The organism is Bacillus sp. Leaf49, assembly GCF_001426125.1.
GTDB lineage: Bacteria > Bacillota > Bacilli > Bacillales > Bacillaceae > Bacillus > Bacillus altitudinis.
Window position 1 is genome coordinate 69868 of record NZ_LMRK01000004.1, and the last position, 22505, is coordinate 92372.

Below are 22505 nucleotides of genomic sequence, written 5' to 3' on the forward strand. Positions count from 1 at the left end.
AATGGTCAGTTGAAATTAATGAAGCAACTTAGAAAGTTGGGAAAAACATGTGGAACAAAAAAACGGGTATGACGATCTTAAAAATGCTCTTTCCGATCGTGATCATCCTTGTCTTAATTTTTGTCGCCAAGCAGGAGCTGAGCGGCCTTTCCATTAAAAAGACGTTTTATATTATTGACAGCTTGAATCGAATGGACTTGTTTATTCTAGTCTTTCTTGGACTTGTCGCTGTTTTATCCATGTCCTTATATGATTTTATTTTAAGAAAAAGCCTTGATATGCCCATCAGCGGCTGGAAAACGATCCGAATTTCTTGGATCGCCAACTCCTTTAATAGTGTACTTGGATTCGGTGGTTTATCAGGAGCAGGGCTTAGAACGCTTCTATACAAGGAATACATAACAGATACGAAAAAACTGCTGAAAGGCATTGCCCTTTTAACATCCTCTGTTCTGCTCGGCTTATCTATTTTCAGTGATTTGATTTTAGTTAGGGTCCTGCCAGTTGAAAGTATTATTAGTCAGGAGCCGTGGTTATGGGCATTTGTCATTATTTTTGCTTGTATTGTGCCCATTTACATCATCATGGCGTCCATTCGAAAAAGCTCGATTGAGAGCGGTGAAAACGGACTGAAGCACCCGATCTATGCTTATATTGGTGCATCGTTTTTAGAGTGGCTGGCAGCTGGTCTTGTCATGTACATGGCTGTTGTCTCTATGGGGATGAACGTTGATGTCCGTATTGTATTAGGCGTCTTTGCGATTGCGTCAATCGGCGGTTTAATCAGTATGGTTCCGGGCGGATTTGGTTCGTTTGATCTGATCTTTTTACTCAGTATGCAATACATTGGGTTTGATAAAGAGATGGTGCTGACAGCGCTTGTATTGTACCGCTTCGTTTACTCCATTTTCCCGTTTATTCTTGGACTTTGTCTAGCGGCATACGATTTAACTGGAACAACACTCAGGCGTCTTGAAGGCAATCCGAGAATGGCGCCTGCTATTGAAACAACAAACGTCTTAATTGTTTTGCACCGAGCGCTGCTCATCCGTTTATTGTACGGATCTTTGTCCATTTTAACGTTTGGAAGCGGTTTGCTCATTATGGCTTCCGTTGTGCTTCCTGTTGATCGTTTAGGTGTGATTACAACCATTCCACGCTTTTTGTTATCAGGGTTTAATGGTCTTTCTTTAATGTTCGGGATCATTTTAATGATTTTGTCCATTGAAGTGTATAAAAGAACGAAACGGTCTTATCTATTGACAATGATTGCCCTAGCAGGCGGCTTTGTGTTTACTTTACTAAAAGGGTTTAACCTGAGTTTGATCTTTATATTGCCGGTCATCATGGTGGTATTTTTCTCGCTTCGAAATCAATTTGTGAAGCAGCAGGCGCCTTATTCTTTGAATCAGTTTGTGGCCGCCGCCGCCGGATATTTACTCGTGTTGTTTAACTATAATGTCATTGGGAACTTCATTTGGATGAAAATTGGTCATTTCCTAAGCAAGGACTATTTGGTTCATAATGAACGGCATATCACGATGACCAGTATGATTGCTTTAATTGGCGTCCCTCTTTTCTTTTTCATTAGCAAATTGATTTTTAATAAAAAAGCAGTTCCAATCGGCGAAGAAGCCGATGAAGAAAAATTAAAAACTTTTCTCGAAGAAAAGGGAGGAAATGCTCTTAGTCATCTAGGTTTTTTGGGAGACAAAAAACTGTTTTTCTCAAGTGATGGAGAGGCGATGCTTCAGTTTGGCCGGATTGGCCGCTGCGTTATTGTGCTTGGAGATCCTTCTGGGCGTAGAGCCTCTTATCCGCTTGTACTGGAAGAATTTTTGGAGCAGACAGAAAAAGCAGGCTATCGTGTCGCTTTTTATCAAGTAGAACGTGAAGGAATGGCGCTTTATCATGACCTAGGTTTTCACTTCTTTAAGCTTGGGGAAGAAGCCATGGTCGATTTAGAAACGTTCTCTTTGTCAGGAAAGAAAAAATCAAACTTACGGGCTGTCGCAAATAAATTTGAACGAGAAGGCTATACGTTTGAAATGCTGGAGCCGCCCTTTTCAGAGGAATTGATCTCAACCTTAAAACAAATCTCTGACAGCTGGCTTGGCAAGAAAAAAGAAAAAGGATTTTCATTAGGCTATTTCAATGAAGACTACCTTCAAAAAGCACCGATTGCGATTTTAAAGGATGAACAAGGAAAGATCATATCTTTTGTGTCCTTAATGCCGATGTATCAAAAAGGAGAGATATCCATCGACCTCATGCGTCATATGCATGATGCACCGAACGGGATGATGGATGCACTCTTTATCCACCTTTTTCAATGGGCGAAAGAAAAAGGCTACACATCCTTTAACATGGGAATGGCGCCATTATCGAATGTAGGCACGTTCCACCAGTCCTTTCTGACAGAACGTTTGGCGAGTGTCATCTTCAATAACGTCAGATATATGTATAGTTTCAGCGGCTTACGGTCGTTTAAACAGAAATATAAACCAGAATGGCGCGGAAAATATTTAGCGTATAAAAAGAATACATCACTGCCTGTCACAATGGTGCTCGTCACTAAGCTGATAGGAATGGACCCAAATCGAAAACGGCGTCCATAAGTCCAAAGAACCTTTACCTTTCACTAGGTGAAGGTTTTTTTAGACAAAAGAATAGCAAAAGTGGTAAAGTTGAAGGGTAAGGGGGATGTTCACATGACACTAAATGAATGGTTTACAAAGGGATTAGCTGAACGTACATATGTACACAACATGGAGAAAAACCGTGAAAACTTACTCACGGTGTACAACCAGTACGCAATTCATCAAAAGGAAAAAGAGCTGCTTCAAAAACTTCAAAAGAAAAAACTGAGAGCGCTTGTGATCACGGCAGATTGGTGCGGTGATGCGATGGTCAATGTACCTATTTTCATGCGTATTGCAAATGAAGCACTGATTGATGCGCGCTATTTCATTCGGGACGAGCACCTAGACCTGATGGATCAGTATTTAACGAACGGGACCGCAAGATCAATTCCGATTATCGTCATCATTGATCAGGACGGGAAAGAAGTGGGGAAATGGGGACCTCGCTCAGCAGAAGCTCAGCGCTTTGTCGACGAGAAAAAGCCGGATAAAGATGCACCCGATTTTGAGGAGGCATTTAAAGTGTTTGCGAAAGAAGCCGCACATCACTATACGACAGATCGTTACTTATGGAAAGATATTGAGAAAGAAATAGTAGAAGTTTTGGCAAAAATATAAACCAAAAGACTACTTCGCCGCAATGGGAAGTAGTCTTTTTTTATCTTGTTTTTGCGTTTCACCTACAAAACACCGCATAAAGATGTAGAAAAACCGCAGAATTCTATCAAATACCGCAGAAAACCGCAAAGCATCACGATTTTCCCAACCACTTTTAGTTGAAAAACCTCATATATGCCATGAAATCAGCTATTTTGCCCTTATCTAAAGGCTCATATAACGCACGTCGGATGGCTTTTTCCCAATACAAGAGGCCCAGCAACTATAGTAATCTAGTTGTAATCTCCTTTGAACGAACTAAAAAAAATAAATGAAGGAAAAGGGCTGGCGATCAATTTATGAAAAAAATCATCTATCTCGATCAAGAAAAAAAGAAGCTCGCTGAATCAAAGAAAAGAGAACAGCGTTCCATCAAATCACTCAGACTGCTTGTGTTTTATGACGGACAAAGTCCTTCATGTGCAAAAGCAATTGACCTGTTGAAATCACTCGATTGGAAAAACCGAATTCACTTTGAATCATTTAGACACTCACAGCTGCTGAGACTGAATAAAATTAGTGAAGAGAAGGCAGAGAAACGAATCGTGTCTATTTCCTTAGCAAAAAATCAAAAAAACTCAGGGATTTATACGTGGCTGAGAATGGCTTGTCACATCCCTGCATTATGGGGAACGGTCCCATTCATTGTACTCAGCATTTGGCTTGGCTTTGGGCAGCATGCTTACGATTATTTTGCGAGAAAACGGTACATTCATTCAGTCGAACAAGTCACCCGTCCCGATACAGATCAACAAAAAACCATCTAATCATAGAAAAAGCATGACCTTCGATCGGCAGAAGGTCATGCTTTTTTGTAATATGGGATATATGATGCTAAGTGATCAAGTAGCTTCGTTGTGTAAGACATATATGCACGCTTATCAAGCTCAGAAGCCGCATAGGAAAGCAAGGTTCTAAGAGCAAACAAGTACTCATTGTGGAGCTGATTGTGTTCAAAGTAAGGAATCGCTGCTTCTACTAAATAAGTTTTCAAATCATGAGGATTCTCTTCAATCATCAATTTATAGATTTTAATCATATATAAACAGTTTGGTTGAATACGAGGCTGTTTGAGCAGCTCGTGTATGTATGGAAGCGCCTTTTTGCGATCATATTCCGCATACAATGTTGCGATTTCATAAAGCGTTTCACAGTAACGATCTTCTATCTGTTCTTGATTAAAATAATTGAGTGAATCTAGTAAATAAGGCACAGCGGATGAGAAATCTCCTTGGCGTTTTAAGAGAACCCCGTAATAAAAATAAGCTGTCATCTTAATATAAGCATCAGGGTGAAGCGACGTGTGTAAAATCACTTCTTTTAAATATCTTTTAGCTGTTTGAAAGGCCTTTAATTCCAGTGAGATGACCCCATGAATGAGTGTACAATGAATGACCCGCTTGAAATTATTTTTTTGTCTATACAAATCCATTGCTTGATGTGTGGCCTCAAGCGCATCACCGAGATGCCCCATAGCTCCAAGTGCTTTTGCATAGTGATAATACAGGTCACTCTGTTCAACAGAAGCGTAAGAAAAGCAGCTTTCAAGTCTTTTCAATCCTTCTTCGAGCTGACCGATTTTAATCTGGTGGATGCCATCTAGATATTCAAACGTTTCTTTTTCTGTGTCAATAAAGGTTTTTTCAAACTTCTTAAGCACGCGGTGCGTTTTTAAGGCAAGCTGCTGTTTTTCTGTTAATAAATAAAATTGAAATAAGGACAAATGATACTGAATCCCTAAATCTAGCGAAAAGAACTGTTCCTCGTGATGAATGATCATTTCTGCATTTTGCTCTGCTTGATCGAGCGCATAGAAATACATGTTCATTTGAAACTCATCGAGCAATGACAGCAGGTGACGCGCCTTTTGCGACAGCGTTTCTTGACTAATTCCAAGCCGTTCAAGCAAAAGATTGATCGTATCTTGATTGGCCTCTTTTGAGCCATTTTCAATTTTACTTAAATGAGAGACAGAACAAATTCCTTCTGCCAACTCCGATTGGGTCATATTTTGTTTATAACGATAGAGTTTGATGATTTGCCCAATATTGATTTTCATTCCATCCAGAAGCCTCCCTTCCAATCATGGGTTGAAAGCTTTTTGAAAAAATAGCCGTATGAGATAAAGTGGAAATACCTGAAATCATTTCATCATCTTGGCTTTTTTCTCAAAATTTGTTTAAAACGTAATATGATTGTAACATTACTTGAAAAAGTCAAACAACTTTTTAGCAGAGAGGTGAGGTCCTATTTGCAAACAACACATGATCATGTTTATAATGTGAATGAGAATCAATTTCAATTAAGGTTGATTGAAAGGATGACATATATGCCAGAAACAAAACAACAAACAGAAGCGTTAACGGTTCGAGACGCTGTCAGATATAGACGATCGATTCGAAAATTCAAAGAAACGCCGGTGAGCATTGAGCAGCTTCAGCCATTATTAGAGGATGCAGTCTATGCACCCAATCATAAAATCACGGAACCTTGGCGTTTTTTATATGCAGTGACGGATGAAGCGAAAGAGGTATTTGTTGAGCGGTTTATTGCTTTCTTTAAACGCAACAATCCAGACGCAAAAGAAGAAAAGATCAATCAGTACAGAGATTATTTTTCTAAAGTACCAGCTCTTTTACTTGTTGTTCTAAAAGAAGACGAAAATCCAGTTGTGAGAAATGATGATTTTGCCGCTGTGAGTGCGCTCATTCAAAACTTCCAGCTGCTGGCTTGGGATCAAGGAATCGGTATGGTATGGAAGAGCGGCCGTATTTTATACGACAAAGGGTTTCAACAGGATATGGGATTGAAGGAAAACGAACGCTTTGCCGCGATTCTTCACATCGGTTATCCAGAAGAGGTACCTGAGGAAAAGTCACGTCAGAAGGCATCAACCCTGCTAACTGAAATCAAATAAAAACAGACCTTGTGATAGGGTCTGTTTTTTTTACTTATTGTTTTTTGGCACGCTGATCGGCTGCTTTCATATGTGCCATCGCTTTTACGTCATTCGGATCTGCAAGTTCTTTGGAAAATTCAACATATTCGCCATCCGTCTCTTGTGCCGCAAGCTGCTGGTTGGATTTTTTGTGTTGGTCTTTTTTCAAAGCTTTTCCCTCCTTTACAAGATCACTTTAGTTATGTGCTTGTAAAAGAGGAATATCCGTTTTATTTGTTTCTTTTTTCTGCTGCTCTTTCCGCTTTTTTGAATTCCTGCTGATACAGAACTTCCTGGGTTTTCTTCAGTTTTGAAGTCGGCTGGTGTTCTTTTTTCTTCATCAAAATCGCCCCCTCATCTCATTTTTAATAGGATGGGTGTTTTTGACAACATTTATTCCTCTGAATGCAAAATCGCTTCTTTTAGCTCAGGGTGTAAAAACTCATAAGAAGACAGCAGTGCCTTTTTCGGCAGGGCGCGCTGGCCTTCTAATACAAGCAATGACATGTCGCCAAGTGCGGTTTTAATGACAAAGGACGGCACCTTCAGCCAGTGAGGGCGATGAAGGACAGATGCAATGGTTTGCCCCAGCTGCTTCATTTGAACAGGATTTGGAGACGTGACATTGAGTGGACCTGATATGTGTTCATGGTGAATGGCATACGCAATGAGATGTGCTACATCTTCCACGTGAACCCATGATACCCATTGCGAGCCAGAGCCAATTGTTCCACCGGCAAACAGCTTGTATGGCAAGGTCATAAGAGGAAGTGTGCCTTTCTCTCCTAGCACTACCCCAAAGCGTGTATAAACCGTGCGAATACCGAGCGCCTCAATTTTTTGACCTTCAGCTTCCCAAAGTTTTGACGTATAACTTAAGAAATCTGTATCGGCTGGAGGGGCCTCCTCCGTAAAATCCTCTGTCTTGGAAGTGCCATAGATACCGACAGCACTTGCTTGAATGAGCACAGATGGTTTCGTTTTCTGCGCTTCTATGATGCGTCTTACTTCTTGTGTTGATTGAAGACGGCTGGAGAGAATCCCTTTTTTTGCTTTGTCCGTCCAGCGTGTGAAAATGGATTTTCCAGCAAGGTTAATCCATACATCAATCGCAGGCAATTCATGTTCAGGCTTAGCACCTTCTGTCAGCCACTGCACGTAATGTAAATGATTTTGTTCGGATTCCTTTGGATTTCTTGTTAAAATATATAGATGATGTCCTTCAGCTGCGAGCACCTTTGTGACATGCTGGCCGATAAACCCGGTTCCTCCGGTAATGGCGATATTCAATTGACATCTTCTCCTCTCATATACATACCTATATCTTTCACGATTTTGAATCAGAAGAAACATCCTGACTGTTTGAAAAAAGGAGTGATCACAGGATGCCCTATATTACGAAAATCTCTGCTCAGAAAAACAATACAGAACGCGTGAACATCTTTCTTGATGAAAAGTACGCTTTTAGCGTTGATCTAGATGTGCTTGTCCAGCATGATTTGAAAAAGGGAAAAGAGCTGGACGAAGCCGATATCATAGAGATTCAATTCGGTGATGCAGTAAAAAAAGGATTTCAGCAGGCCGTCGATTATTTATCGTATCGGATGAGATCAGTGAAAGAAGTCACCGATTATTTGACGAAAAAAGACATACCAGCACCTGCTATTAGTGAAATTATACACAAATTAAAACATTATAAGTATGTAAATGATCTTGAATTTGCAGAAGCGTATGTAAGCACCCACCGAAAAACGAATAGCAAAGGCCCGTCAGTGCTAAAAAAAGAATTAAAGCTGAAAGGCATAGACGATGACACCATCGAACAAGCACTATCGCAATATCCGAATGATTTGCAGCTAGAGGAAGCAGTGAAGCAAGTGCTGAAGCTGGTTAAGAAAGAGAAAAACCGGTCCGCAAAAGAAATTGAACAGCGTATCAAATTGCAGCTTCAGCGAAAAGGATTTTCATTTGATATCATTGATAAAGCCCTTCAAGAAGCCTATGATGGACAAGAAGAGGAAAAGGAAGAAGAAGCCCTTCACTATATGCTTGAGAAGGCAAAACGCAAGGTAGGATATGACGGATCATTTGAGAAAAAAATGAAAGTGAAGCAATTCCTTTACCGAAAAGGATTTGATCTTGATACAATTGATCACGTTTTAGACAAAGGGGAATGACAGATGGAAAAACGCTATAGTGAAATGACAGAATACGAATTAAAGCAGGAGATTGCCGCTCTTTCTGAAAAAGCAAGAAAGGCTGAGCAGCTAGGCATTGTGAATGAATATGCCGTGTTGGAGCGGAAAATTGACATGGCGAAAGCCTATTTATTAGATCCAGCTGCTATTCAGACGAAAACGACCTATCATATCAAAGATACAGACGAGCAGTTTTATGTGGAGTATTTAAATGGTGTTTTTGCTTGGGGCTACAGAGTATCAGCGCCAAATAAAGAAGATGCCCTGCCGATTTCAATGCTTACGCAAAAGGACTGATCCCTAGAGATCAGTCCTTTTCTTTACTTCGAACGTTGTTTACGGACGTTGTTCTGAAGTACGATGTCGTGCTGCGTTTGCTGCGTTTCTCCGTTGACCTGAGAGGCAGAATGTTTAGCATTCGCCCATGGTTGAGGGTAAGCGGTTGTTCTTAATTGAACAAAGTCTTCCATATACGATTTCCCATTTGAACTCATATCTCAAGCACTCCCTTTGGAAAAATTAGCGTTTCCCTGATGCCCTCATACGTTCCTGTGGACGTGTATTCGTCTCACCGTTCGGCCTTTTAGATGCATAAGCATCTGTGGCCCCTGGTTCGCCTTCAAACTTGTGATTCACTTGATTTGGAAAGCCCTTTGCTTTATTACGCATACTGATTCCCTCCAAACAATACAAATCATTTGCGTCTTTTGAAGACGTAAGGGTAGTATATGAAAAAAGAGATTTTTTTAAAAAGGCACTTTCTGCTAGATGAAGGAGGAACCAGTATGGAACAATATTTTGAGCGATTAACCGAACAACTAATGGAAAAAAACAATATGCTCACATATGAAGAAGCACGTACATGGGTAGAGCTCCTTTGGAGTGATTTTGAAACAACCTATGCAAAGGCTGGCCGCAAATATAAAGGACAGGAAACGACTGAACGGATTGTCCGAGAATGGATCGAAAGCTACGGCGCTCAGCTGCATTTATTTCAAAATAAACAATCGAAGGCAAATGAGCATCTGCAACAAAACGACAAAGGGCTACTGCATTAAAAGGGTTGCCCTTTTCACTTCGACTCATCTTTTTCAACAAACAGGAAAATATATAAATGACCAAACAATTTTATGAAACAATACCCAGTCTGTGATCAAAATTACAGGCTTTTTACAATGGATAAACTTAAAATTACATTAAATTCATGTTGGTGAAAATCACTGGAAATAAAACTCTGATATAATGTAACGATTAAGGATACATGAAATTTATGGATAATAAAAAAGGGTTTCGTTTTCTGACAAAAAAGGAATAATGAACATAACAGACTATGTGAAAAAAGTGAAGAGAAGGTGCGATATGGAACGGGAACTGCTCTCTGTTATAATTCCTTCTTACAATGAAGGTGAAAACATCAGACGAATCTTTGAGGCACTCGAGGAAGAGTTTCGCGATTTTCATTATGACTTTGAAATCATCTTTGTGAATGATGGAAGCAAAGACAATACGCTTCAATACATGAGAGAGCTCTCTCACAAAAGTGCAAAAGTCAAATACATTTCCTTTTCTCGTAACTTTGGGAAAGAAGCTGCAATTTTAGCAGGTCTTGAGCATGCAAAAGGGGAAGCTGCGATCATTATGGACGCCGACCTGCAGCACCCAACGTATTTGATTCAGGATTTTGTTAGAGGCTACGAAGAAGGTTATCATCAAGTCATTGCCAAACGAAACCGTAAAGGGGACAGCAAGCTTCGTTCTTACCTATCATCGATGTATTATAAAGTGATGAACAAGGTGGTCGAAGTGGACTTGCGTGATGGTGTAGGAGATTTCCGTTTAATTTCCCGTCAAGCGATCGACGCATTGCTTCAGCTAAAAGAGGGAAATCGTTTTTCAAAAGGCCTTTTTTGCTGGATTGGCTTTGAAGAAAAGGTCATCTATTATGAAAATGTGGAAAGACAGCATGGTGATACAAAATGGTCACTGAAGAAATTATTTAACTATGGGATTGATGGTGTCATTTCCTTTAACAACCGCCCGCTGCGTATTTGTTTTTATACGGGTATTTTGATCTTATTTCTCTCTTTGATTTACATCGTGGCGACCTTTATTCAAATCGTCAGAACGGGCATCATGGTACCGGGTTATTTCACTTTAATCTCAGCTGTGCTTTTCCTCGGTGGTGTCCAGCTCTTGAGTCTAGGTGTGATCGGAGAATACATTGGCCGAATTTACTATGAAACGAAAAAGAGGCCGCATTACTTAATTCAAGAATCAAATGTCATGGAACAAGAGACAAGCTCAAAAAAACAAGACCGAGTGTTAACGCAGTTATTTAAATAACGTGGAGTCAAATAACCGGCAAGCACGAATCGCTTGCTGGGTTGTTTTGTTTCAATGAACAGTGGATCTTTTGGAGAAAGGATTTAGATGATGAAACGTAGATGGATACTCATTGGAATGTGCCTCATCCTTGCTTTATTAGGACACTCCTTTTTCTTATATGAATATACGCAAGGCCGATATATGACGGGAGATGGGGATGGCATTTCACAAATGCTCCCATTTAAAAAATTGCTTTACGATGAATACGTCAAAGGGAACTTCTTTTATTCCTATCAATTCGGTCTAGGCGGCGGTACATATACGCAATTAGGTTATTATTTTACAACGTCGATGGTCTTTATGGTCACAGTCGCTGTTGTCTGGTTGTTAAATGCGCTCCACCTTATTCAGTCAACAGACATTCACTTTTGGGCAAATGCTGTTATTTGGCTGAGTGTGATCAAGCTGACAGTCATTCTGTTCATCGCATATCGTGTGCTCCTTTCGATTGTGCAGCATAGGCTGGGGGCGCTCACAGGTGCCGGTATTTACGGACTGTCTATTGTGTACTTTCGGCATCAAACGTTTTGGGAGTTTTTCACCGACAGCATGATGTGGCTTCCGCTGCTTGTGCTCGGGGTTGAACGTATTTTCAAAACAGGCAAGCCGGCTTGGTTTATTGCGGCTTGCAGTCTCATGCTGATCAATAATTTTTACTTTGCTTACATTCACTTTATCTTTTTAGCCATTTATCTTGTCTTCAGATATATGATTAAGCTTCAAAGCGAGGAGCGAGGCTGGAAGGTGTTCTGGACCCTTGCGATCTCTACGTTGTTATCGTTTGGGATCAGTGCTGCCTTTTTTATCCCGTCTGTTTACGGCTTTCTCAATAATGTAAGACCGCCGTATGAACAGGCAATTCCTTGGTTCGAGCTGCATGATCATCTGCTGTTTACAAGCAGGGTGTACTTATTGCCGGTCATCTTTCTGATTTGTCTGTTCCTCGTTCCGCTATACCGGAACAGATGGTTTTTCATGTTCACATCGATCAGTGTTCTGCTGATCATTTTTCACTACAGTCCAAAGATGGCGAGCGTGTTTAATGGTTTTTCAGCACCGCAGTACAGATTTGAATATATTCTTGCCTTTACAGTTGGAGCAGTCGTAGCCATCACCATCAAGCATTTCTCGCAAATGGAGTGGAAGTGGAAAACACGTGCGGTTTTAGGCGCTTGGATTGTATTCCTTCTCGCAGTCGCCCTTTCAGAACGAGCAAAGGGAAATATGGATGTTGTTGTATTTACCGGAATAGGACTACTTGTGATCAGCTTGTTCTTCCTCTCGATACATGCGGGGAAACGTCTGCACCTTCGTCTCTTTTCAGCTGTGCTCATCGTTGTGAGCTTACTGACAGCAGGCGTGTATCAGCAGGGCTACTTATTTGAAAGAAGCAATATTAAGAGCGTATCAGATACGTATCTGAATAGTGAGGCGTATGCTGGACATGAGCAAATGAAGCTCATTCAGCAGATTCAAAGCCGCTCAAAAGAAGATCCGCTTGCCCGGATTGATTGGATGAACGGCGTGCGCAACAACACCCCGTTATTTGAAGGCTTTCAAGGCATGAGTGCGTATTCAAGTATATTGAATCAGCATCTGCTCCATTTCTACTGGAATGACCTGCAAATTGATATGGGACGGGAAAGTGTCAGCCGGTATGCAACAATGGGGGACAGGGCGAATTTATACAGTCTGACCTACGGGAAGTATTATATGAGAGACAAATCGATGTCTTTCTCACCGCCGGTTTATTTTAAGCCCATATTGGAAAGCGAACATTATGAAGTGTATGAAAATACACGTCCGCTCCCATTTGCAAGAACAACGAGTACCGTCTATTCAGAAAAGTCACTAGAGCATGCGTCAGCACTTGATAAAGAACATGCGATGTTGCAAGGTGTGATCTTAAACAAAAAAGGAAATGCTGAAATCGACCAATCGGCTGATCGAATAAAGGATACAAACATTCATACTGAACAAGCGGTATACGAAAATGGCGTGCTTGATGTATACGGAAAAACGGGCGGGCTGAATATCACCCTTCCAGATGATATCGCTCGCGTGGGGGATGTGTATGTGAGCTTTTATGTGAAGCGGACCGACCGTAACGAAGGGTTTCAGTTATCTGTGGATGACTACGTCACATCACGCAAAAGCAATACGTCTATCTACAAAACAGGCGTTAATGACGTGACGATCCGAGTCCCTGCGGAAAAAATCCTTTCCATACGAGTGCCAAAAGGGACGTATGAGCTGAGTCAATTAAAGCTGTATCATGAGCCTTACCGCACCCTTGCGCGGGCATATGAAAAAGAAAAACAGGATGATGGCAGCCAGCAGGTGAAACTTAAAAATAACCGCTTTACGATTTCTTATGAGAACAAGCGCGGCGATGATTATATGATTCTGCCTGTTCCATATGAAAAAGGCTGGGAGCTCACGGTGAACGGCCATCAAACCGATATTGAACAAGCCAATTATGCGTTTATCGGTTTTCCAATAGAAAAAGGCAAAAACGAGATCGTGCTAACCTACTATCCGCCTTATATCAGAATTCTCGCATTGATTTCACTCGTCAGTTTGATCGTTGCGATTTTATATGCACGGAGAAAAAACAAGAAACACCACTTTTCAGCATAAGTGGTGTTTTTTTATCTTTCATCTCATACGTAAGTTTCTTCATCCCATTCAATCGTGTATTCGTTCATTTTTTTATCAATATCGTTTTGAATACTCATGTGCTGAAATAGCGCATTCAATTCTTCTGTCCTCTTTCTTCGATCCTTTTCATAATAATAGAACGCATCTCGATAATCATGATCCCTTAGCATCTTTGCTATGAGCATGGCATCTTCTAGACTATACGATGCTCCTTGACCAACAAAAGGGTTCGCCGTATGTACCGCATCACCTACAAGAACAACACGTCCTTTTGACCACACAGGAAAATCCTTTATTTCATAGATACTTCTTGGAAAGAACATGTTTGTATGATCGATGATGTCAGAAAGGTGTTTAGGAATGTTCCAATGTTCCATTTGTTTATATAATAACTGTCGGATGGTTTCTTGATTGGCTTTCTCAAAATGTTTTGTAGGTAACTTCTCAGGACACTGAGAGAAAGCTTGCCATAAAATATTCATTTTATTTGTTGGATGCGCTTTCCCAAAAATGAATTGAAAGTTTCCGTCATTGTAAAAATAACTTGTTGCCTCATCCAATACAAAATCCTTCACAAACGATACTCCTTGTAGTCCCCAAAAACCGCTATAGTCTAATTTAGCATTAAACGCAATAGCCTCTCTTGTTTTAGAAAAAGTTCCATCTGCTCCTATTACGATATCACCTGTTATCACAGTTTCATCTTCAAAAAGAGCCTGAACGGAATGAGGCTGCTGTTTGATCGAGGTTAACTTTTTGTTGTATTTCACTTCTATTCCTTGGCGGTGAACTTCTTTTAAAAGTGATTTGATGATTTGGTCTCTCATGACGTTCAGTAAAGGGGCATCATAATATTTTTCACTATAATTGTGAAAGATCGCTTCTACTTCATTTTCACTGTTTATTTGCTGGATCTTCTTTATCACGGTTGCATTTGCTATCACTTCATTTTTACACCCGATTCCATCCAAAATCTTTACCCCATTCGGAGATAGTAAAAAACCTGCTCCTGTTTCTAATTCTTCATCTGACCTGCTTTCATAAATCGTACTTTCCATTCCAGCCTTTTTTAAAAATAAAGCAGTAGCCAATCCTGCTACACCACTGCCGATAATAATCACATTTTGAGATTTCATTATATTCCCTCCTATTTTATAAACAGACCGGTCGGTTTATTTTAGTGTAAAAAAATAAGCTTTTTCATATAGGACAGCGTATCACAATTCCCCCTCTTCATTTGGTAATTAAAGTATATGATAATATGTTATAAATGATTTCGCAAGAATGAAACTAACCAATTTCTGATCAACTTCTTTTAAAAACATGAAGGGGATAGCAAAACATGAACAAAGACACCGTGATAAAACACTATGAACACACCCTTGAATGGGTACAGTCACTAACGAAAGTAACAGAAGAAGAATGGCGCAGCGCCATCGCTGAGGGAAAATGGAGCATGGCTGAGATCATCGCACATTTCGTTCCGTGGGATGAATTTATTTTACACGATCGCCTAAAGGAATTTTGGAACGATCGGTCATTACCTCAAGCTCCTGATGTGCACAAAATGAATCAGCAGTCAGCCGAAAGGGCAAGACACGAAGCGAGAAGCGAGACGATCGGGCGATTTATTGCTGTTAGAACAAAATTGCTTCAAGAAATGAAGAAAATCGAAGCACCTCGCTGGACTACACCCTTTCTGATCGGTCAAACCGAGCTGACGTTATCAAGTTATTTTCAAGGTTTGATTAAACATGATCTCCATCATATGGAGCAGATTAAAAAAGTACTCTCTACAGAAAGACGATAGAGCGTCACGAAGCTTCTTTCTCAAATGGAAACGTCGCATAATCAAACAAAAAATGAAATAACCAAAGACTTAGCGCAAAGAGAATTTCTTCAGAAGTAGTCAGCAAAATGCCGTCAACTAATTCATCTGATAAGTAGACAGCACCCCAAATAAACAAAAGGTGAAATAAAACGGTATAGAAAACAATGGATCGTTTTTTGGACCGACACTTACGAACAAAACACATGAGCACGTGTTCCAGATGTTCAAAAGAGATCCCAAGTACAACATAGATGCCCATAAACAGAATCAACGATAAAATCGATTGGTAAAAAGCACCGGTCAAATGAAAGAACAGTACACAAAACAACAAAAATATGTAACAGACAGCTGATAGCGCTATCAGACATTTCACCCCTTGCCATAAAGCGTGAACAGATTGCTGCATGGGTAAACAACACTCCTTTACATGAAGATACCTGCAAAAAGGACAGCCTTTTTGCAGGAAGGTGGAATTAATCCTCTTTTTTAGGTGCAGCAATGACAGGATGTTTTTCAGTATCAAGCAATTTCAAGAATTCTTCACCTTGATCTAAATGATCAAGAACAAGCTGTTTCGGTGTAACCGCAAGCCACTGATTGAGTGAAATATCTGCATAATGATCGCTCTTAAAGATTTCTAAGAAATAAAGCGGTTCGTCGCCTGTATTTTCTACATAATGCCCCATCGCAAATGGCACATAGCCAACGTCTCCCGCCTGATAGTTGAAGGTTCTCGCATGTCCATCAGAAGCAAAGACCGTCATTCGAGCTTTTCCAGAAATGAAATATTGCCATTCATCTGTATTTGGATGCCAGTGCAGCTCACGGATGGCACCTGGATCAACTTTCACAAGAGCGGAGGCAATCGTTTTAGACGCTTTGAAATTGGTAGAATCCGCAATCCACACTTGTCCGCCGCTTGACGTAATCGGCTCTTGCTTTAACAGCTCATATTTAAAGGAGTTCGGGACTTCTCCTTGCTCTGTTTTCACCTTGTCACATTCAAGGGAACCAGGAATTCCTTTTTGGAAAATATACTTCTCTTTCTCTGGCAGCTTCTTAAATTGCTCCTTTGTCATTCCAAAGTTTTGGAGAACGACTTCCTCTGGGGTATGGGCAAGCCAATCAGTCACTTGGAACGTACTATTTTCAGAGAAGGAACCATCATCAAACACAAGCAAGAATTCAGCTCCTGGTTCAAGTGCTTGAATAGAGTGCGGCAAGCCAGAAGGGAAGTACCATAAATCTCCCTCAGTCACATCCTCTGTAAAATTCCGCCCCTCTGCATCAACCGATGTAATTCGGGCTTCCCCATAAATCATGTACGCCCATTCCGCTTCCTTATGCCAGTGCAGCTCGCGAATTGCACCAGGTTTTAGCCGCATGTTCACAGAGGCAAGACTTTTAGAGATTGGCAGTTCACGTACCGTGACTTCTCTTGCATAGCCGCCTTTTTCTAAACGGTTGTGCGTATCAGAAAAAGAATATTTCATGTTGGGAACCGTTCCATGATCGGTTTCTGGTGGCGTGAGCATATCTGGGTTTTGCCTGTCTCGCTCGAGATTACGTGGAATTTTGACCGTTGCTCCTTTTTCTCCTCGAATCGGCTGCGGTACCCCATTTTGCTTTTCACTCATGATAAAATCCCCTTTCAACATCGTATTGTGTGAGGTGACAAAAGGCCTTTCATTTCGCCCTCGCTTTCATAAGGTGAAACGAATCAAGAAGATGTCAATCTGATTCATCATTTTTTTGAACAGCGACCAATCGTTGGATGAGTTTGCTTAATTCATCAAACTTTCGTTCAAAGCGTGTCAGCAAATAAACCGTCAAAATGGCAGGAAAGCCAGCCTGACCGAGCTGCTTCAACCATTCCTCCGAAAAAAAGGTCTCCATTTATCTCACCTCCCAGCGGATGCTCGTCTTCTCTATAAGTGGTATGAAAGAAGAAATAGGAAAGCAAAGGGGGAGAAAATGAACCATTAGACCCGTTTCACAAAGTTTACTTTTTTTAACTTTTGTCCACTTAATGCAAGTAGAGAGAACAAAGGGGAGGATGCACATGGATTATCGGCTGTTATTGAAAGCAAAATGGAAGGAAATCGTTGACCACCCGCTCATTCAGCAATTTTTAAGCAATCCTAAAAACCAGCAACTGCTTAGGCAAGTCATGGAAGAGCCAAACGAAGAAAATGCGAAAAAACTAGATTCCGAGTTCAAGCAGTTTTATCAAAAAATCCGCATCATCAAGTATATTTCCACAATGATCCGCATCTTTTCAGTCGACTTTGACAAACGAGTGAAAAAAAAGCAGCAGCGTTTTCCGCTCATACTCGATCATCCTGATACGCAAGAAGTGAAAGACCCTGTTCAAACAGATACGTATGAAGCTGTGCTCTTTAACCAACAAGACTTAGGGGAGCACCTGCAAGACCCAAGATTGTACAAGGCCTATCAGCAGCTCACAGAAAAACAAAAAATGGTTCTAACCCAAATCTATGTCGATGGTCAAACAATGAAAGAAATAGCCGACCGGCTAGGCGAAACGAGACAAAACATCTCAAACATCCACAAAAAAGCGCTCAACAAACTAAAAGAAGAAACAGGGGGAAATGTCCGTGAACGAAGACAAAATGACCAATGGAGAAATGGAAGAACTCATTGAAACCTTCACACCCATGATCAAAAAGAAACTACAAAACACGGCATATCAAGAAAGGGAAGACCTCGAACAAGAACTCTACATCAAACTCATCGAAAAAGTAGACTGGCTGATTTACCAAGAGGGACCTGGCTTTTGGGAGTTTATTGTGGAATATATGACGAAGATGTAAGCACAAAAAAAGACTCGCTCACACAGAGCCGAGTCTTAATTTTTTTTGCAGTTTTTCTTCACTGAAAATCCAGCCGGTATAGGAATTTTTGATTTGGTGGTCCATGTCGATATGGCAGATCGCAACAAAAGGATAGTGACCTTTGCTGCGGTAGCGCAAATCAATAAACCGGACTTCATAATGATCCTTGTATTTATCTACTTCCCACCGGTAGACAGGGGAGAAGGAGAGAAAGGCTGAAATGTTTTCATCCTGTTTGGCAATTTTCATAATCTCAGTATCAGGGACCGGCACACGGTTAAAGGTGTCTAAAATGATAATCTCACTATTCATACTGCGTCCAACATGGAAAGAGGATTTACATTTCACAGCAATACGCCATTGTCTGAACTTCATTGTAGGCGAAATAATAATGTCTTCAATCTCATCGAACCGTGCACGCAGCTGACGTTTAATCTGAAGCTGCATGATGACCCTGACGATATAATAACAAAAAATCACGGCATATAGCGAGATGAACGTATAGCCGGGATGCCCGCCAATCGCCCAAACGACAATGGCGACAAGATGTGTAAAAAAGATAAACGGATCAAACGTATTAATGATCCCTAGCGCTACCCACTTCTTTGAAAATGGCCGAATGGCCTGTGTGCCGTATGCATTGAAAATATCGACAAACACATGAAGCACGACGGCTAATAGTGTCCATAACCAAAGGTGAAGTAAATTTGCCCCCGGCACAAATGGGAAAATCACAGCCGGAATCAGCAATGACCAGAACAGTACAGCCGGAATGGAATGAGTAAATCCTCGGTGATTTCTTATATAAACTGCATTATTTTTTAGTTTTAGCACAGTATCAATGTCTGGTGCTTGGGAGCCGGCAATAGTCGCAATCATCACGGCATGAGCCATGTGTGGATCTGCGCTGACGGCTGGATCTAAAAGCGCAAGTCCCCCAAGAGAAATGCCCATTACTACATGAGTACCAGTGTCCAATTGATTACCTCCTAGTTGTCATGCTTAGGAACAATCATACAAAGTATACGTTTCTCAACAAGACTATGTGCAAAATCACTTTTGCTTTATCCCGATTTAATGTAACATGTTAACGTATCTACAAACAGTATACAACAAATAAGGTTCTTTTCAGAACGTTAGCTCTCGGTTCGATAAGAAGGAGTATAGAGATGAAAGACATTCAAGAAAAGCTGGACCGCAAAGATATTGCGGGTTTTCAGCATGATTTAATTGATTGGTATGAAAAAGAACAACGAACACTTCCATGGCGTGAAAATCAAGATCCATACCGCGTCTGGGTATCAGAAGTGATGCTCCAGCAAACGAGAGTGGATACTGTCATTCCGTACTTCAACCGGTTTATGGAGCAATTCCCGACGGTGAAAGATCTCGCACTAGCTGATGAAGAAAAGGTCATGAAAGCATGGGAAGGTCTTGGCTACTACTCAAGAGTGCGTAATTTACAGGCTGCTGTGAAAGAAGTATATGAATCCTACGAGGGCGTTGTCCCTGATACGAAAGAGCAATTTTCAAAGCTGAAAGGTGTAGGTCCGTATACGAGCGGCGCAGTGCTGAGTATCGCCTATAACAAGCCATACCCTGCGGTAGACGGCAACGTGATGAGGGTCATTTCCCGTATCTTGTCCATATGGGATGATATTGCAAAACCAAAAACGAGAAACATTTTCGAATTTGCGGTTGATCAGCTCATTTCCCGGGAAAAGCCGTCAGAATTCAATCAAGGGCTAATGGAGCTAGGTGCACTTATTTGCACCCCAACCTCTCCTGCATGCCTCATTTGTCCTGTAAACATGCATTGCTCGGCACTTGAGGAAGGCGTTCAGCATGAGCTGCCGGTGAAAAGTAAAAAGAAAAAGCCGACTGCGAAATCAATGGCAGCGGTGGTGTTATTTGATGATGCAGGCCACCTCTATATTCATAAGCGTCCAAGTACAGGTCTGCTTGCGAATTTATGGGAGTTCCCAAACATGGAAACAATGAAGGGAAGAAAAACGGAAAAAGAGCAGCTGATTGATTTCTTAAAAGAGGAAGCGAGTGTACAAGCAGAACTTGGTGATTTAGAAGGCACCATTCAACATGTATTTACCCACCTCATCTGGAATATTTCTGTTTTCTTTGGACGTGTGACCTCTGTATCTGATGACACGATGCTGAAAAAAGTCACAACAGAAGAATTTGAGGCATATGCTTTGCCAGTCTCACATCAAAAAATATGGAAGATGGCACTTGAACAGCCTAGTCATATTTAACCGTTGTACCATGGGTATAATCGGCTTCATTTCGGTGCAGACCCCCGCGGTTTTCAATTTCAGAAATGATTTCTCGATACTTAGATTGCCCTTCTTCGTTTAAATAAGGTAAAATTTGTTGGAAAGCATGATGAAAAAATGCAAGCTCAGTATCTTTCCATTGATCCTTTGACATCATGCCAAGCTGGCTTAAATCGCGTCCGACATACATGAATGTAACCTCCTAATAGGAACTTTCCTATTAGTGTGAAGCGAATGGACGAAAACTATTCAAATCAGGAGATGAACCATAATGAACAAGCGTAAATGTGCACTAATTACAGGCAGCAGTAGAGGTGTCGGGAAAGAAGTAGCCCTTCGCCTGGCTGAAAAAGGATATGACATTGTCATTAACTATGCAAGAAGCAAAAAAGCAGCACTTGAAACAGCTGAAGAAATTGAAGCGATGGGTGTTAAAACATTAGTTGTCAAAGCCAACGTTGGTCAGCCAGAGAAAATCAAAGACATGTTCCAGCAAATTGACGAAACGTTTGGCCGTTTAGACGTATTTGTGAACAATGCGGCATCTGGCGTTCAGCGCCCAATCATGGATCTTGAAGAAAATCATTGGGACTGGACTATGAATATCAATGCGAAGGCCTTGTTATTCTGCGGACAAGAAGCAGCCAAATTAATGGAGAAAAACGGCGGCGGACATATCGTCAGCATTAGCTCACTAGGCTCTATTCGCTACCTTGAAAACTACACGGTGGTCGGTGTATCTAAAGCAGCACTAGAAGCTTTGACACGCTACCTATCCGTTGAGCTGTCACAAAAAAATATCGTCGTAAATGCCGTATCAGGCGGCGCCATTGATACAGATGCACTCAAGCACTTCCCAAATCGTGAAGAGTTATTAGAAGACGCTAAGAAAAATACACCAGCAGGCCGTATGGTGGAAATTAAAGACATGGTCGACAGTGTAGAATTCCTTGTATCAGGCAAAGCAGATATGATTAGAGGACAGACGATTATCGTCGATGGCGGACGTTCTTTGCTTGTTTAAAAAAATGATGAATAAGATGTACACCTTCTGCACAAATTAATGTGCGTGGAGGTGATAATGATGGATAAACAACAAAACAAAACAAACGCACAACAAGTGAAAAAACAAAACCAAGCTGCTGCACAAGGCGGTCAATATGGCACTGAATTTGCTAGCGAGACTGACGCACAGCACGTAAAAAAATACAACCAAAAAGCTGAGCAAAACAAACAACAAAACAGCTAATCACTGAAACAAAGGGAAGCACTTCATCTACGAATGAAGTGCTCAGATTGTAGAGAAACCCATGTTTTTCTACAATCTTTTTTATTTTCACCATCATTATGATAGATGAGATTGAAGGAAAAACATGAAAAAGACCTCCCACACACCTAGCCTAGCTTTGCTAAGTGTGTGGCAATCTTCTTCATGTTCTGGCAGGCAGCTGTGAGAAGCACTTGCTCACTCACATTTTGTTTTCCCCTCAACCGGCAGTAGCGAAGCCCATGCAGTTGTTTTGAATCTGCAAAGCTTCGCTCTATTTTTTCTTTTCTTTTTTTATATAGCTCTTTTCCAGCGGCAGACAGACGATTTTGCCTGATCTTTTCTTTATATTCCTCCCACACATGTCTTGAGATGACCTTTTGATGATTTTTAGATCTTGTGCAGTTTTCAAGGAAAGGACACGATGTGCATTTTTTAGGATCTGATTTGTAGAATCTATAACCTTTTCGATCAGTGGTGGTATATAAAAGCTTTTCACCATTCGGGCATATGTATTGATCGTGTTCAGAATCATACTGRAATTTCCACTTCTCGAATAATCCTCTTGTTGGATGRAAACGTCTATGTGCGATGACACCAAAAATACGGCGATCAGATAAACCTTTACAGATTGGGGTTGTCAAATAACCAGAATCAAGGGCAACTGCGTYTACTTGAAAACCAAATCGTGCGATTTGGTGATCCAATCGTTCAAGATACGGAACGGAATCATGGACATTGCCAGGCGTGACATGAGCATCTGTGATGATATTGTACTTC

Annotated in this window: 27 protein-coding genes and 1 pseudogene; 15 read left to right on the forward strand and 13 right to left on the reverse strand. The window is 40.9% G+C overall.

Features of this window, described 5'->3' with window-relative positions:
* The first annotated feature begins 47 nt into the window (after positions 1 to 47).
* From mprF to ASG46_RS04395, 3 genes are all read left to right on the forward strand, one after another.
* The gene (mprF, locus tag ASG46_RS04385; RefSeq protein WP_056703387.1) at positions 48 to 2618 is read left to right on the forward strand and encodes a bifunctional lysylphosphatidylglycerol flippase/synthetase MprF; all 2571 of its coding nucleotides are present in this window, start codon (positions 48 to 50) and stop codon (positions 2616 to 2618) included.
* A gap of 93 nt (positions 2619 to 2711) precedes the next feature.
* A complete protein-coding gene (locus ASG46_RS04390) occupies positions 2712 to 3260 on the forward strand; it encodes a thioredoxin family protein (protein WP_008341670.1) in 549 nt (182 codons plus the stop codon).
* 338 nt (positions 3261 to 3598) lie between these two features.
* The gene (locus ASG46_RS04395; protein WP_007496690.1) at positions 3599 to 4066 is read left to right on the forward strand and encodes a thiol-disulfide oxidoreductase DCC family protein; all 468 of its coding nucleotides are present in this window, start codon (positions 3599 to 3601) and stop codon (positions 4064 to 4066) included.
* A gap of 35 nt (positions 4067 to 4101) precedes the next feature.
* On the opposite strand, the gene ASG46_RS04400 is transcribed toward ASG46_RS04395, so the two are convergent.
* Positions 4102 to 5358 carry a transcriptional regulator gene (locus ASG46_RS04400; RefSeq protein WP_008341668.1) on the reverse strand — a complete coding sequence of 419 codons (1257 nt, stop codon included), beginning with the start codon at positions 5356 to 5358 and terminating at the stop codon, positions 4102 to 4104.
* A 270-nt stretch (positions 5359 to 5628) separates the two neighbouring features.
* Between ASG46_RS04400 and ASG46_RS04405 the strand changes: the two genes are divergently transcribed.
* Positions 5629 to 6216 (forward strand): nitroreductase family protein, encoded by a 588-nt coding sequence (locus tag ASG46_RS04405; RefSeq protein WP_048002121.1) that lies wholly within the window; start codon positions 5629 to 5631, stop codon positions 6214 to 6216.
* Positions 6217 to 6250: 34 nt separating this feature from the next.
* Here ASG46_RS04405 and ASG46_RS04410 read toward each other — a convergent pair whose 3' ends face one another.
* The 3 genes from ASG46_RS04410 to ASG46_RS04415 all read right to left on the reverse strand — a co-directional run bounded on the left by ASG46_RS04410 (position 6251) and on the right by ASG46_RS04415 (position 7527).
* Positions 6251 to 6406: a YfhD family protein gene (locus ASG46_RS04410; protein WP_056703390.1), complete on the reverse strand. Its 156-nt coding sequence runs from the start codon at positions 6404 to 6406 to the stop codon at positions 6251 to 6253.
* Between the two features lie 61 nt (positions 6407 to 6467).
* Positions 6468 to 6578, reverse strand: a complete 111-nt coding sequence (locus ASG46_RS20400) for a YfhE family protein (RefSeq protein WP_017358836.1) — start codon at positions 6576 to 6578, stop codon at positions 6468 to 6470.
* A 52-nt stretch (positions 6579 to 6630) separates the two neighbouring features.
* A complete protein-coding gene (locus ASG46_RS04415; RefSeq protein WP_056703395.1) occupies positions 6631 to 7527 on the reverse strand; it encodes a TIGR01777 family oxidoreductase in 897 nt (298 codons plus the stop codon).
* 95 nt (positions 7528 to 7622) lie between these two features.
* On the opposite strand from ASG46_RS04415, the gene recX reads away from it, so the two are divergent.
* Both recX and ASG46_RS04425 read left to right on the forward strand, forming a co-directional pair.
* Positions 7623 to 8414, forward strand: coding sequence for a recombination regulator RecX (recX, locus tag ASG46_RS04420; protein ID WP_017358838.1), 792 nt, complete (start codon positions 7623 to 7625; stop codon positions 8412 to 8414).
* Between the two features lie 3 nt (positions 8415 to 8417).
* Positions 8418 to 8732: a YfhH family protein gene (locus ASG46_RS04425; protein ID WP_008341991.1), complete on the forward strand. Its 315-nt coding sequence runs from the start codon at positions 8418 to 8420 to the stop codon at positions 8730 to 8732.
* Positions 8733 to 8755: 23 nt separating this feature from the next.
* Here the strand turns inward: ASG46_RS04425 and ASG46_RS20405 are convergent, their stop codons facing one another.
* On the reverse strand, positions 8756 to 8929 hold the full coding sequence (locus ASG46_RS20405) for a YpzG family protein (RefSeq protein WP_003217811.1): 174 nt from the start codon (positions 8927 to 8929) through the stop codon (positions 8756 to 8758).
* Between the two features lie 25 nt (positions 8930 to 8954).
* Positions 8955 to 9104, reverse strand: a complete 150-nt coding sequence (locus ASG46_RS04430; protein WP_003217849.1) for a small, acid-soluble spore protein K — start codon at positions 9102 to 9104, stop codon at positions 8955 to 8957.
* Between the two features lie 116 nt (positions 9105 to 9220).
* Here ASG46_RS04430 and ASG46_RS04435 point away from each other — a divergent pair, with 116 nt between their 5' ends.
* The 3 genes from ASG46_RS04435 to ASG46_RS04445 all read left to right on the forward strand — a co-directional run bounded on the left by ASG46_RS04435 (position 9221) and on the right by ASG46_RS04445 (position 13460).
* Positions 9221 to 9493 carry a YfhJ family protein gene (locus ASG46_RS04435; RefSeq protein ID WP_017366871.1) on the forward strand — a complete coding sequence of 91 codons (273 nt, stop codon included), beginning with the start codon at positions 9221 to 9223 and terminating at the stop codon, positions 9491 to 9493.
* Positions 9494 to 9794: 301 nt separating this feature from the next.
* Entirely contained in the window at positions 9795 to 10778 is a 984-nt protein-coding gene (locus ASG46_RS04440; protein WP_017366872.1) for a glycosyltransferase family 2 protein, read from the forward strand.
* Positions 10779 to 10865: 87 nt separating this feature from the next.
* Positions 10866 to 13460 (forward strand): YfhO family protein, encoded by a 2595-nt coding sequence (locus tag ASG46_RS04445; protein WP_056703397.1) that lies wholly within the window; start codon positions 10866 to 10868, stop codon positions 13458 to 13460.
* 23 nt (positions 13461 to 13483) lie between these two features.
* On the opposite strand, the gene ASG46_RS04450 is transcribed toward ASG46_RS04445, so the two are convergent.
* Positions 13484 to 14617, reverse strand: coding sequence for an FAD-dependent oxidoreductase (locus tag ASG46_RS04450; protein ID WP_056703400.1), 1134 nt, complete (start codon positions 14615 to 14617; stop codon positions 13484 to 13486).
* A gap of 206 nt (positions 14618 to 14823) precedes the next feature.
* Between ASG46_RS04450 and ASG46_RS04455 the strand changes: the two genes are divergently transcribed.
* Entirely contained in the window at positions 14824 to 15291 is a 468-nt protein-coding gene (locus tag ASG46_RS04455) for a DinB family protein (RefSeq protein ID WP_056703403.1), read from the forward strand.
* A 4-nt stretch (positions 15292 to 15295) separates the two neighbouring features.
* Here ASG46_RS04455 and ASG46_RS04460 read toward each other — a convergent pair whose 3' ends face one another.
* The 3 genes from ASG46_RS04460 to ASG46_RS20410 form a co-directional block, all read right to left on the reverse strand.
* Positions 15296 to 15718, reverse strand: coding sequence for a regulatory YrvL family protein (locus ASG46_RS04460; RefSeq protein WP_056703407.1), 423 nt, complete (start codon positions 15716 to 15718; stop codon positions 15296 to 15298).
* Positions 15719 to 15785: 67 nt separating this feature from the next.
* On the reverse strand, positions 15786 to 16949 hold the full coding sequence (locus tag ASG46_RS04465; RefSeq protein ID WP_046343007.1) for an oxalate decarboxylase family bicupin: 1164 nt from the start codon (positions 16947 to 16949) through the stop codon (positions 15786 to 15788).
* 94 nt (positions 16950 to 17043) lie between these two features.
* Positions 17044 to 17208: a YvrJ family protein gene (locus ASG46_RS20410; protein ID WP_003217819.1), complete on the reverse strand. Its 165-nt coding sequence runs from the start codon at positions 17206 to 17208 to the stop codon at positions 17044 to 17046.
* 166 nt (positions 17209 to 17374) lie between these two features.
* Between ASG46_RS20410 and ASG46_RS04470 the strand changes: the two genes are divergently transcribed.
* Positions 17375 to 17977 carry a sigma-70 family RNA polymerase sigma factor gene (locus ASG46_RS04470; protein ID WP_017366877.1) on the forward strand — a complete coding sequence of 201 codons (603 nt, stop codon included), beginning with the start codon at positions 17375 to 17377 and terminating at the stop codon, positions 17975 to 17977.
* A complete protein-coding gene (gene rsoA, locus ASG46_RS04475) occupies positions 17925 to 18146 on the forward strand; it encodes a sigma-O factor regulator RsoA (RefSeq protein ID WP_038475040.1) in 222 nt (73 codons plus the stop codon). The genes ASG46_RS04470 and rsoA overlap by 53 nt, the downstream gene beginning before the upstream one ends.
* An 18-nt stretch (positions 18147 to 18164) precedes the next feature.
* On the opposite strand, the gene ASG46_RS04480 is transcribed toward rsoA, so the two are convergent.
* Positions 18165 to 19145 (reverse strand): metal-dependent hydrolase, encoded by a 981-nt coding sequence (locus ASG46_RS04480; RefSeq protein ID WP_025206973.1) that lies wholly within the window; start codon positions 19143 to 19145, stop codon positions 18165 to 18167.
* A 191-nt stretch (positions 19146 to 19336) separates the two neighbouring features.
* Between ASG46_RS04480 and mutY the strand changes: the two genes are divergently transcribed.
* Positions 19337 to 20437 carry an A/G-specific adenine glycosylase gene (gene mutY, locus ASG46_RS04485; protein WP_056703408.1) on the forward strand — a complete coding sequence of 367 codons (1101 nt, stop codon included), beginning with the start codon at positions 19337 to 19339 and terminating at the stop codon, positions 20435 to 20437.
* On the opposite strand, the gene ASG46_RS04490 is transcribed toward mutY, so the two are convergent.
* Positions 20424 to 20648 carry a hypothetical protein gene (locus tag ASG46_RS04490; protein ID WP_008341962.1) on the reverse strand — a complete coding sequence of 75 codons (225 nt, stop codon included), beginning with the start codon at positions 20646 to 20648 and terminating at the stop codon, positions 20424 to 20426. The two genes, mutY and ASG46_RS04490, sit on opposite strands and share 14 nt — an antisense overlap.
* 81 nt (positions 20649 to 20729) lie before the next feature.
* On the opposite strand from ASG46_RS04490, the gene fabL reads away from it, so the two are divergent.
* Together fabL and ASG46_RS04500 are read left to right on the forward strand one after the other, a co-directional pair.
* The gene (gene fabL, locus ASG46_RS04495) at positions 20730 to 21482 is read left to right on the forward strand and encodes an enoyl-[acyl-carrier-protein] reductase FabL (protein WP_007496726.1); all 753 of its coding nucleotides are present in this window, start codon (positions 20730 to 20732) and stop codon (positions 21480 to 21482) included.
* A 75-nt stretch (positions 21483 to 21557) separates the two neighbouring features.
* Positions 21558 to 21707: pseudogene (locus tag ASG46_RS04500) on the forward strand (gamma-type small acid-soluble spore protein); the annotation flags it as partial.
* Between the two features lie 146 nt (positions 21708 to 21853).
* Here ASG46_RS04500 and ASG46_RS04505 read toward each other — a convergent pair.
* Positions 21854 to 22505 (reverse strand): transposase (locus ASG46_RS04505; protein WP_156376648.1); only part of this gene is annotated, 652 nt, incomplete at its 5' end.

What these genes read in the sequence shown, in the direction of transcription:
- mprF (WP_056703387.1), top strand. Translation starts at nt 48, where the DNA reads ATGTGGAACAAAAAAACGGGTATGACGATCTTAAAAATGCTCTTTCCG.
- ASG46_RS04390 (WP_008341670.1), top strand. Translation starts at nt 2,712, where the DNA reads ATGACACTAAATGAATGGTTTACAAAGGGATTAGCTGAACGTACATAT.
- ASG46_RS04395 (WP_007496690.1), top strand. Translation starts at nt 3,599, where the DNA reads ATGAAAAAAATCATCTATCTCGATCAAGAAAAAAAGAAGCTCGCTGAA.
- ASG46_RS04400 (WP_008341668.1), bottom strand. Translation starts at nt 5,358, where the DNA reads ATGAAAATCAATATTGGGCAAATCATCAAACTCTATCGTTATAAACAA.
- ASG46_RS04405 (WP_048002121.1), top strand. Translation starts at nt 5,629, where the DNA reads ATGCCAGAAACAAAACAACAAACAGAAGCGTTAACGGTTCGAGACGCT.
- ASG46_RS20400 (WP_017358836.1), bottom strand. Translation starts at nt 6,578, where the DNA reads ATGAAGAAAAAAGAACACCAGCCGACTTCAAAACTGAAGAAAACCCAG.
- recX (WP_017358838.1), top strand. Translation starts at nt 7,623, where the DNA reads ATGCCCTATATTACGAAAATCTCTGCTCAGAAAAACAATACAGAACGC.
- ASG46_RS04425 (WP_008341991.1), top strand. Translation starts at nt 8,418, where the DNA reads ATGGAAAAACGCTATAGTGAAATGACAGAATACGAATTAAAGCAGGAG.
- ASG46_RS20405 (WP_003217811.1), bottom strand. Translation starts at nt 8,929, where the DNA reads ATGAGTTCAAATGGGAAATCGTATATGGAAGACTTTGTTCAATTAAGA.
- ASG46_RS04430 (WP_003217849.1), bottom strand. Translation starts at nt 9,104, where the DNA reads ATGCGTAATAAAGCAAAGGGCTTTCCAAATCAAGTGAATCACAAGTTT.
- ASG46_RS04435 (WP_017366871.1), top strand. Translation starts at nt 9,221, where the DNA reads ATGGAACAATATTTTGAGCGATTAACCGAACAACTAATGGAAAAAAAC.
- ASG46_RS04440 (WP_017366872.1), top strand. Translation starts at nt 9,795, where the DNA reads ATGGAACGGGAACTGCTCTCTGTTATAATTCCTTCTTACAATGAAGGT.
- ASG46_RS04445 (WP_056703397.1), top strand. Translation starts at nt 10,866, where the DNA reads ATGATGAAACGTAGATGGATACTCATTGGAATGTGCCTCATCCTTGCT.
- ASG46_RS04450 (WP_056703400.1), bottom strand. Translation starts at nt 14,617, where the DNA reads ATGAAATCTCAAAATGTGATTATTATCGGCAGTGGTGTAGCAGGATTG.
- ASG46_RS04455 (WP_056703403.1), top strand. Translation starts at nt 14,824, where the DNA reads ATGAACAAAGACACCGTGATAAAACACTATGAACACACCCTTGAATGG.
- ASG46_RS04460 (WP_056703407.1), bottom strand. Translation starts at nt 15,718, where the DNA reads ATGCAGCAATCTGTTCACGCTTTATGGCAAGGGGTGAAATGTCTGATA.
- ASG46_RS04465 (WP_046343007.1), bottom strand. Translation starts at nt 16,949, where the DNA reads ATGAGTGAAAAGCAAAATGGGGTACCGCAGCCGATTCGAGGAGAAAAA.
- ASG46_RS20410 (WP_003217819.1), bottom strand. Translation starts at nt 17,208, where the DNA reads ATGGAGACCTTTTTTTCGGAGGAATGGTTGAAGCAGCTCGGTCAGGCT.
- ASG46_RS04470 (WP_017366877.1), top strand. Translation starts at nt 17,375, where the DNA reads ATGGATTATCGGCTGTTATTGAAAGCAAAATGGAAGGAAATCGTTGAC.
- rsoA (WP_038475040.1), top strand. Translation starts at nt 17,925, where the DNA reads ATGTCCGTGAACGAAGACAAAATGACCAATGGAGAAATGGAAGAACTC.
- mutY (WP_056703408.1), top strand. Translation starts at nt 19,337, where the DNA reads ATGAAAGACATTCAAGAAAAGCTGGACCGCAAAGATATTGCGGGTTTT.
- ASG46_RS04490 (WP_008341962.1), bottom strand. Translation starts at nt 20,648, where the DNA reads ATGTATGTCGGACGCGATTTAAGCCAGCTTGGCATGATGTCAAAGGAT.
- fabL (WP_007496726.1), top strand. Translation starts at nt 20,730, where the DNA reads ATGAACAAGCGTAAATGTGCACTAATTACAGGCAGCAGTAGAGGTGTC.